Consider the following 9060-nt stretch of genomic DNA (forward strand, 5'->3'; position numbering starts at 1 on the left):
CAATTCGAACCAGTCTCAGGAAGGGCAGGGGGCCTGGCCATTATCCGGCGCAAAGACCGCGCCACTCGGCGAGAGCGGCGGCGCGGTTCGTCTTGAAGATGTCTCGGCTGGAGAGGCTACGTTGCTGGTTGAAGTGGTTCGAGACGGAGGCGTGGACGGCGGCGAACTTCTGCAGACTTCGCATCCGCCGGAAGCGCTGCATGGCCCTCTCGCGTCGTCGGAACGGCAGGTGCGAATTCTCCGCGCGGTTGTTCAGCCACCGACCGGTCTCCTGCCGGTCCGCCATGCCGAGGTCCTTCAGGGCCGCACCGTAGGAGCGAAGCTTGTCCGTCACGAGGACATCTGCTCGCCCGTGCTTTTTCATTGCTTTTCTGAGGAATTTCAGCGCAGCCTTCTTGTCCCGCGTCTTCGTGACGAAGCTTTCCAGCACTTTGCCCTCATGATCGACCGCCCGCCAGAGGTAGTGCTGCTCGCCGTTGATCTTCACGAACATCTCGTCGAGGTGCCAGCGCCAGCGGCTCGATTTCATACCCTCGATGCGTCGCTTGCGGATCTCACCGGCGAACATCGGGCCGAAGCGGTGCCACCAGAAGCGCACCGTCTCGTGGCTGACGTCGACGCCGCGCTCGTGCAGCAGATCCTCGACGTTGCGAAGCGACAGCGGGAAGCGGACATACATCATCACCGCCAGTCGGATGATCTCGGAGCTGGTCTTGAAGTACTTGAAGGGGCTGCGGTTGGTCATGCGGGGAGCCTAGCCAGCCGCCTGCTCCGCCTCAAGCGAAGTTCTTCTGACAAGACCCTCTCAACCCATGCGCGAAGCGCGGCTGACACTCGCACCAAACGCTCGCCCAAGGGGCGGCAAGAACGGCCTCACCCCGCCTCCAGCCCGCCGGGGAGCCGTTTCGGTGAATAACGCGGGTTGAAGGGGCTGCGCTTGGTCATGCGGGGAGCCTAGCCGGCCGCCTGCTCCGCCTCAAGCGAAGTTCTTCTGCCAAGGCCCTCCCCCGAGTTTGCGTCTTGTAAAATCCCGTCGGTTGCGCTTTTGAGAAATCAAAGTCGCAAATCTCACAAAATGGATGCCTTCTGCAATCCGGCCGCGAAGGCCTTAGAAGTTCCGTTTTGGAAGAGCGCATGAAGATGGAGGACTAGGTGAGTCTGCAAGATTTCTCGATCGAAGCCGGCGTCTTTTCCTCCCGAAACCACTGGCACCGTCTCGAGGAGGCCATGCGCGCGCTTGCTCGGGACGAGCCGGCGCGGGCTTGGAAGATGCTCGAGGAGATACGCCTATCCGAAAAGGTTGGACCCGAGGTCCTCGAAGCGGCCCGCCGGCTGGTCGGCGGCGGGCTCGCCCGGGCGGGGGGGGCGCGCATCGATCTGCCCTGCGACTATCTGCGCTCGCAGCCCGGTAAGCGGTTCCAGTCGAAGCTGCGTCAGATCCGGGATCTGAAAGAGCGTCTCCGTCAGTTTCCGTCCGATCTCTTCCTGCCAAGGATCACCGGCAACGCGAACGATTTCTCGTTCCTCGTCGATGCCAGCTGGTCCCACGGTTTCTGGGAGCCCCTACCCGCCCTGCGGCTGCGGCTTGTCGTGGAGATCGACGGGCCGGCGGATCTGGCACGGCTCGAGCGATCCTTGGCGGCGTATCGCCGCTCGGCACCCGCCCTTACGGCGAGATTGTCGCTCTGCATCTCGGCCCCAGAGGCGTTGCACGGCACGCCGCTGCCCGTTCCGGCGGACTGGATTGCGGTTCCTGCCTTCGCGCTTGATTCTGCGGCGCAGATGCGGCACTTCGCGAAGGATACTGAGATCGTCTGCTTCGCGCCGCTGCCGATGCTCGACGATGGGCTCGTGCTGGAGCGGGTCGTGCGCTATGTAGCGCTATCCGGGCGGCTCTGTCTCGTGCTGTGCCCGTTCGGTGCGCTATGCCGCGATAACGATCCCGAAGCCTTGCCGACCCTTCTGTCGGATCGGATGATGCTGCCCGCTTGGACGGAGCGCCTCGATGCCTTCTGCGAGGTTCGGGGCATGGCCTTCGCCCTCGACGTGGGGCTTTTTCGCGAGACGGGCGGGTTCAATTCCCGCTTCGCCACGCCGGGGCCGGCCGCCACACATCTGGCTTGGCGCATCTCCGAGGCGGGGGCCTATTTCCTGCCGCTCTCAGTGCGGGCGGAGTTCGTCACGGCCCCACCAGACCCCGAGGCCCCCCGCGCCGATACGGCACTCTTGCGACAGCTTTGCCCTCATCCGGCCATCCGTCACAGCGCGGGCCGCTTTGAGGTGCCGCGGGTCAGTATCTACATCCCCGCCTATCGCGCCGCGCGCTATCTAAAGGCGGCAATCGACAGCGCTCTAGAGCAGGATTACGAGGATCTCGAGGTTTGTGTTGCCGATGACGGATCTCCCGATGCGACACTCGAGGTGCTGCGCGGATACGATGGCGATCCACGGGTGCGCTACGTGAGCGGGCCAAATGGCGGCATCGGCCATGCCTCGAACCGGGCGATCAACATGGCGCGCGGAGCCTATATCGGACAGCTCGATTCCGACGATCGTCTGAAACCTGGGGCTGTGCGCCGCCTGGCCGAATATCTCGACACCCATCCCCTAACCGGCTGCGTCTATGGCTCATGCGAGCGGATCGACGAGAACGGCTATGTCATCGGCAACGAATACAGCCACCTGATTTTCAGCCGCAAGAAGATGCTGACGACCTCGATCGTGCATCACTTCCGCATGTTCCGCCGCCAGTCCTGGGAGCGGACGGGCAAGTTTCGCGAAGACATCGTGAATGCGGTCGACTACGACATGTTCCTCAAGCTGTCGGAGGTCACGGCCTTCCATCATGTGAACGAGATCCTCTATCAGCGCCGCTGGCATGGCGAAAACACATCACGGGTGAACGAGACATTCCAGACCACCAACACCTACGCCGTCCAGCGACAGGCGCTGGAGCGGATGGGTCTTGAGCGGTTCTGGGAGGGATATGTTCCCGATCCCGAGAGGCCGCGCGCCATCTCCTACAGGCGGGGCAAATGTCCCGACCGGGTCTATTTTTGGCCCGATTACAGCCGGACGAACCTCTATCAGAGGCTGCTCTACGCGCCCGCGTCCGAGCAGATCGAGTTCGTCGGCGGCAGCATCGACGAGGCGCTCCAAGCCATTGGCGGCCGCGCTGGAGAGGATGCAGGCGCGTTCGTGTTCCATCTCCATTGGCTCAACAAGGTCTTTGCCGGTGCCGCCACCATCGAGGCGGCCGCGCGGGCAGCGCATGACTTCCTCGACAAGCTGCGCCGCTTCAGGTTTTTGGGGGGGCGGATCGTCTGGACGATCCACAACACGCTCTCCCACGATCTCCCCTTTCGGCGGTTGGAGCGGAACCTGTCGCGCGAAGTGCTTGATCTCGCCGACGCGGTGCATGTGCATTGTCAGGGCTCGATTCCTGATATTGAGGCGAACTTCCCGCTGCCACACAAGAAACTGCACGTCGCCCGCCACGGGGCCTATGTCGGAGCCTATCCCGATTTTATCACTCGCGCGCAAGCCCGCGACGAGCTTAGGATTGAGCCCGACGAAGAGGTGATCCTCTTTTTGGGACAAATTCGCCCTTACAAGGGGCTTGACGCGCTCCTCGCGGCTTTTCGCGAAATCCTCCCGCGACGGCCGCGCGCAAGGCTTGTCATCGCGGGCAGCCGTCCGATCGCGCAGATGCTAGATGGCGCCGATCTGAGCGACGAGGAACGCGCGCGGATTACGATTGCCAACCGCTTTATTGACGAGATGGAGTTGCAGGTATTCTTCCGCGCAGCCGATCTTGCGGTCTTTCCCTATACCCAGATTTTGACCTCAGGATCGTTTCTGCTGTCGCTGAGCTTCGGTGTGCCGGCGATCGTGCCTGAGGGAGCGATGACGCGGGAGGTCCTCAAGGCGGATGTCAGGGCGGGACGGCTCTATAGCCCCGGAGACGGGCTCCCGGCACTCGTCGCCGCGATTGAGGAGACCCTCGGGCGAATCGCGGCGGGCGAGGACCACGATATGAAGCGGGCGGCGCGCAGGGTGGCCGAGGCGCTCGAGTGGGAGGACATCACACAGCTCCTTCTCGGGCGGGAGACAACAAGAGACAAAGAGGTGCGAATATGACGCAGGATTTCGACTTGCAGGGGCGTTTTGAAGTCGCCGATCCTGATGCGGCGCTGATTGTGGCCGAGGCCGCGAAGGCAACGGCCGCCGCCGAGGAGCGGCTGATCGAGATGCGCGCCGAAATGGCGGTCCTACGTGAGACGATCCGCGCCGAACTCGGCGAGGCGCTCACCGAGGCGCGCTTGCGCATCGCGACCCTCCAAAAGGAAACTGCGGAAGCCCTCGCGCGAGCCGAGCACCACGAGCGGGAGGTTCAGTCGTTCCTGCAAAGCACGAGCTGGCGCATCACCACCCCCCTGCGCGCCCTATCGCTCCGCTTCCGGAGCCTGCCTCGGATGTAGGGTCAAGAGAGGGGGTGGTGTCATTTGTGGACGGCTCCGGTTTTGCAAGGGTTTTGTCGAGTGACGTGGATCGAAGCAGGTTGCGGTCATTTGTCCGGCCTGTGCGCGCGGTGCATGTGACCGCTGGCCCTGATGAAGTCCGCTTGCCGGGTCCCAATCAGACTATCGAGCTGTGACGCCCTGACAGTACCTCGGGGTGTCCCGGCAGCGGTCTTGCTTGATCATCATCACTTACTTTTGCCCTTGCATCTCATCGCGGCGCCCTTGGAGCGCCGCCTGTCTCTTTGTTGTTCAAATTGCCGGTGCGGCCTTGTAATTCTCTTCCTTTGCCAGCAACGCCCAAGCCGTACGAGCGGTCTTGTTGGCGACCGCCACGGTCACGAGCCGTGTGGGTGCTGGCAGATCAACTCGAACCAGTCTCAGGAAGGGCAGGGGGCCTGACCATTATCCTGCGCAAAGACCGCGCCACTCGGCGAGAGCGGCGGTGCGGTTGGTCTTGAAGATGTCTCGGCTGGAGAGGCTGCGTTCCTGGTTGAAGTGGTTCGAGACGGAGGCGTGGACGGCGGCGAACTTCTGCAGACTTCGCATCCGCCGGAAGCGCTGCATGGCCCTCTCGCGTCGTCGGAACGGCAGGTGCGAATTCTCCGCGCGGTTGTTCAGCCACCGACCGGTCTCCTGCCGGTCCGCCATGCCGAGGTCCTTCAGAGCCGCACCGTAGGAGCGAAGCTTGTCCGTCACGAGGACATCTGCTCGCCCGTGCTTCTTCATTGCTTCTCCTGCTTGAGTTATGCCCGAAAGTTGGTGATGGCCTGAAGTAGGCGGCATATCATGGCGGTGTTCACGCGCCGTCAGTCTCAAAAGAGAAAGGATATGCCACCATGGCCAAATCTACCGTTGTCCCGTTCGAACTGCCATCGGAATTTTCTGCGGATCCGTTGACCGAGGTAATCCAAGCTGGGGCCAAGGAGCTTCTGCGAACGGCGGTTCAGGCGGAGGTATCCGCCTTCCTCGCCGAGCATGCGCATCTTCTGGACGAGGAGGGCCGCCAGCGTCTTGTGCGCCATGGTTTTCTGCCCGAGCGCGAGATGATGACCGGGATCGGGACCATTCCTGTGCAGGTCCCGCGCGTGCGCGATCGCGGCCGCAATGAAGATGGGAGCAAGATCAAGTTCCGCTCGGCGCTGGTACCGCCGTATTTGCGCAAGGCGAAGTCGGTCGAGGAGTTGCTACCTTGGCTGTACCTGAAGGGCATCTCGACGGGCGACTTCAGCGAGGCACTGGCGGCGCTCCTCGGACCTGATGCCGAGGGGCTGTCGTCCTCGACCATCACGCGTCTGAAGGCCGCGTGGTGGGAGGAGTACGAGGCCTGGCGCAAGCGCGATCTCACGGGCAAGCGCTACGTCTACATCTGGGCGGATGGGGTCTACTTCACGCCACGCCTGGACGGCGATCGCCAATGTATGTTGGTGATTATTGGCGCCGACGAATACGGCGAGAAGGACATTCTCGCCATCACAGACGGGTTCCGTGAGAATGCCGACAGCTGGTGCGACCTGCTGAAAGGGCTGAAGAAGCGCGGCCTGACTGTGCCCCCGGAACTGGCCACAGGCGATGGTGCGCTCGGGTTCTGGACGGCCCTGCGGGATGTCTTCCCCGACACGCGCGAGCAGAGATGTTGGGTTCACAAGACCGCCAATGTGCTGGGCGCGACCCCCAAATCCATGCATGAAAGGGTCAAGGCCGATCTGCAAGACATCTGGATGGCCGAGACGAAGAAGGAGGCGAATGCCGCCTTCGATCTCTTCGTCGAAATCTACGGCGCGAAGTACGAGAAGGCTGTGGCCAAGCTGGTGAAAGACCGTGACGAGCTGCTGGCCTTCTACGACTTCCCGGCCGAGCACTGGAAGCACATTCGGACCACGAACCCGATCGAGAGTGTCTTCGCCACGGTCAGGAACCGGACCCGCAAAACCAAGGGCTGCCTGAACCGCAAGACCGCCCTCGCCATGGTCTTCCGACTCATGAAGTCAGCCAAGAAGAAGTGGCGGAAGATCAACGGGCCAAACCGTCTGCCCGACGTCATTCAGGGGATTGAGTTCAAGGACGGGATCAAGCAACTTCAAACCGCCGCCTGATGAGGACCGTCACCAACTTTTGGGCATATCTCTCCACGGCAACAATCCACGATACTGTTACTATCTACTGAGCCGATTGGATTTCCACGAGCACAGCGGGAAAACTGGTGTTCCAGGTGTCAACCGCAACGACCTCCATACTGTTCGAATTCCGACCGCAAATGACCCGAAAGAACAGGAAGCCATTGCCGAGGCGCTTTCGGATGCGGATGCGCTGATCGAGGGGCTGGAGCGGCTGATCGCCAAGAAGCGGCTCATCAAGCAAGGCGCGATGCAGGACCTACTGACCGGCAAGCGACGCCTTCCGGGGTTCTCGGGGGAGTGGAAGCCTATGACGCTGTTTGAAATGGCAGACAGCAACAAGAAGAACTTCGACGATGGCGATTGGATTGAAGCCGAGCACATTGCGCCAACAGGAATGCGGCTTATTCAGACTGGCAATGTTGGAATCGGACGATTTATCGATTCAAACAGAAAGTATATTTTCCCAGAATCCTTCAATAAACTGCGCTGCAAAGAAGTTCACCCAGGCGACGTTCTGATTTGCCGATTGGCAGATCCTCCCGGAAGAGCATGCATCGTCCCAGATCTCGGCGAAGAGTAAGCGCCGTCTCGGCCCCATTGGGTTTTCGCTTGCGGTCGGGATCGCTCGGCGTATCCGGCTGCCGCTTTCGCCCTTGTGCGCGCTCAGAGTGAGCTCACTGAGGACTCCCGGATGAGCTCATTGTGAGGGGTGGGACGCCTCGGCGTAAGCCCATGGCATCAACGCGTCGATGTCCTTGTCGAGATGGCCGTTGGCGAGCTTGGTGAAGAGATCGCGTAGGTAGGCATAGGGCTCGACGCCGTTCATCTTGCAGGTGCCGATCAGGCTGGCGAAGCGCGCCCATGATCGACCGCCGTCATCGTGCCCGGCAAACAGCGCGTTGCGGCGGTTCATGGCCGGGCTGCGGATCGCGTTCTCGACGAGGTTGGAGTCCATATCGACCCGGCCATCGTCGAGGAAGAGCCGGAAGCCGTCTTGGCGCCGGAGCATGTAGGCGAGCGCCTCGCCAAGCTCGGATTTGCGCGAGATGCGCGCGGCCTGGGCGGCCAGCCAGGTGAAGAACTCATCGACCAGTGGGCGGGACAGGTTCTGGCGGACCGCCCGGCGATGATCGGGCTCCGAGCCGCGGATGGCATCCTCGACATTGTAGAGCGCAGCGATGCGCACCAGCGCCTCGTCGACGATGGGTGACCCCTTCTTCGGCTTGGCCTTGATCAGCTTCCGCCGACCATGGGCCCAGCAGAAAGCCAGCTTCAACGGCTTGCCGCCCTTGCGATCTGGCTTGGCCAGATGCGTGTAGCCGCCATAGGCATCGACCTGGATCGTGCCATTGAAGCCGGTCAGGATTTCATCGGCATACGCGCCCTTTCGGCCGGGCCGATAGTGGAACACCACGCCCGGCGGCGCCGGTCCATTCCAGCCCCGCTCATCGCGCAGAACCGCCCACAGGTAGCCCGTCTTCGTCTTGCCCCGCCCGGGGTCCAGCACCGGAGCGGTCGTTTCGTCGACATAGAGCCGGGTGCTGCCCTGGATCAGGGCCTTGGCCATATGCTCCACCACCGGCTCGATCAGCGCCCCTGTCCGGCCCATCCAGTCCGCCAGCACCGAGCGGTCGATCGGCACGCCGTGCCGGGCCATGACCACGGCCTGCCGGTTCAGCGGCATGTGCTCGGAATGCTTGGATACCGCCACCTGCGCCAGCAGCGCTTCGGTGGGCCAACTGCCCTCCAGCAGGTGCGCCGGGGCTTTCGCCTGAACTACGCCCGTGCGCCCCTTGGGGCAGGCGTATTTCGGGCGGATCGTGGCGATGACCTGGTAGCGTGCCGGAATGTAATCCAGCCGTTCCGCCCGATCTTCACCAATCCGGACCATGTCGCCACAGCCGCAGGGACAGGTGATGCTGTCGGGCTCGATTACCCGTTCCACGCGCGGCAGGTGGTCCGGTAACGCCCGGGACTTGCGTGGCTTGCGCGAGGTCTTCGTCTCCGGATCGGTCGCGCTGGCCGCGACCTTCTCTTCGGCCACGGCGATCTGTTCCTGGGTCTCGGCGATGGCGGTCTCGAGATCCTCGAGAGCAAGCTCGAGCTGCGCGGGGTCCAACTTCTCCGACTTCGGCCCGAACTTCGTGCGCCGGTAGTCCTGAACCTGGCTCTCCAGCTTCGCGATCAGTGCCTTCAGTTCGGTGATGAAGGCGCTCTTCTCGGCCACCACTGCCTGCTCATGCTGGCGCGCCGCACGCTCGACCGACAGTTCGGATTGCGCGGCCTCGAACGCCTTCACCACCTCCGGCGGGAGGTCTGGAAATTGACTGAGATCGAAGGGCTGCGACATGCATTTTCCTATCCGATCCCGACAGGAAAGCCCAACAAAACATGGTCAAAACAGGTTCAGTGATTCACCC

6 protein-coding genes and 1 pseudogene are annotated in these 9060 nt (G+C 62.5%); 4 read left to right on the top strand and 3 right to left on the bottom strand.

Going from position 1 to position 9060, the window contains the following annotated elements; translation table 11 throughout:
* Positions 1 to 40 precede the first annotated feature (40 nt).
* Complete coding sequence (locus JSE7799_RS18085; RefSeq protein WP_055664862.1) at positions 41 to 745, bottom strand: IS6 family transposase; 705 nt, start codon at positions 743 to 745, stop codon at positions 41 to 43.
* 407 nt (positions 746 to 1152) lie between these two features.
* On the opposite strand from JSE7799_RS18085, the gene JSE7799_RS18090 reads away from it, so the two are divergent.
* On the top strand, positions 1153 to 4140 hold the full coding sequence (locus JSE7799_RS18090) for a glycosyltransferase (protein ID WP_055664863.1): 2988 nt from the start codon (positions 1153 to 1155) through the stop codon (positions 4138 to 4140).
* The gene (locus JSE7799_RS18095) at positions 4137 to 4481 is read left to right on the top strand and encodes a hypothetical protein (RefSeq protein ID WP_055664864.1); all 345 of its coding nucleotides are present in this window, start codon (positions 4137 to 4139) and stop codon (positions 4479 to 4481) included. Before JSE7799_RS18090 ends, JSE7799_RS18095 begins: the two co-directional genes overlap by 4 nt.
* A gap of 444 nt (positions 4482 to 4925) precedes the next feature.
* On the opposite strand, the pseudogene JSE7799_RS18100 reads toward JSE7799_RS18095, so the two are convergent.
* Positions 4926 to 5249 (bottom strand): annotated as a pseudogene (locus tag JSE7799_RS18100) (DDE-type integrase/transposase/recombinase); the annotation flags it as partial.
* A 110-nt stretch (positions 5250 to 5359) separates the two neighbouring features.
* Here JSE7799_RS18100 and JSE7799_RS18105 point away from each other — a divergent pair.
* Together JSE7799_RS18105 and JSE7799_RS18110 are read left to right on the top strand one after the other, a co-directional pair.
* Positions 5360 to 6616: an IS256 family transposase gene (locus JSE7799_RS18105; protein ID WP_055664866.1), complete on the top strand. Its 1257-nt coding sequence runs from the start codon at positions 5360 to 5362 to the stop codon at positions 6614 to 6616.
* A gap of 76 nt (positions 6617 to 6692) precedes the next feature.
* Positions 6693 to 7220: a restriction endonuclease subunit S domain-containing protein gene (locus tag JSE7799_RS18110; protein ID WP_055664867.1), complete on the top strand. Its 528-nt coding sequence runs from the start codon at positions 6693 to 6695 to the stop codon at positions 7218 to 7220.
* A gap of 117 nt (positions 7221 to 7337) precedes the next feature.
* Here the strand turns inward: JSE7799_RS18110 and tnpC are convergent, their stop codons facing one another.
* Positions 7338 to 8990, bottom strand: coding sequence for an IS66 family transposase (gene tnpC / locus JSE7799_RS18115; protein ID WP_055664868.1), 1653 nt, complete (start codon positions 8988 to 8990; stop codon positions 7338 to 7340).
* Between the last annotated feature and the right edge of the window lie 70 nt (positions 8991 to 9060).

The sequence above is a fragment of the Jannaschia seosinensis genome, assembly GCF_001408515.1.
In the GTDB taxonomy this organism is placed as follows: Bacteria; Pseudomonadota; Alphaproteobacteria; order Rhodobacterales; family Rhodobacteraceae; genus Jannaschia; species Jannaschia seosinensis.

Bases quoted from the DNA above. Each gene is read 5' to 3' on its own strand.
- tnpC (WP_055664868.1), bottom strand. From the start codon at position 8,990: ATGTCGCAGCCCTTCGATCTCAGTCAATTTCCAGACCTCCCGCCGGAG.
- JSE7799_RS18095 (WP_055664864.1), top strand. From the start codon at position 4,137: ATGACGCAGGATTTCGACTTGCAGGGGCGTTTTGAAGTCGCCGATCCT.
- JSE7799_RS18105 (WP_055664866.1), top strand. From the start codon at position 5,360: ATGGCCAAATCTACCGTTGTCCCGTTCGAACTGCCATCGGAATTTTCT.
- JSE7799_RS18085 (WP_055664862.1), bottom strand. From the start codon at position 745: ATGACCAACCGCAGCCCCTTCAAGTACTTCAAGACCAGCTCCGAGATC.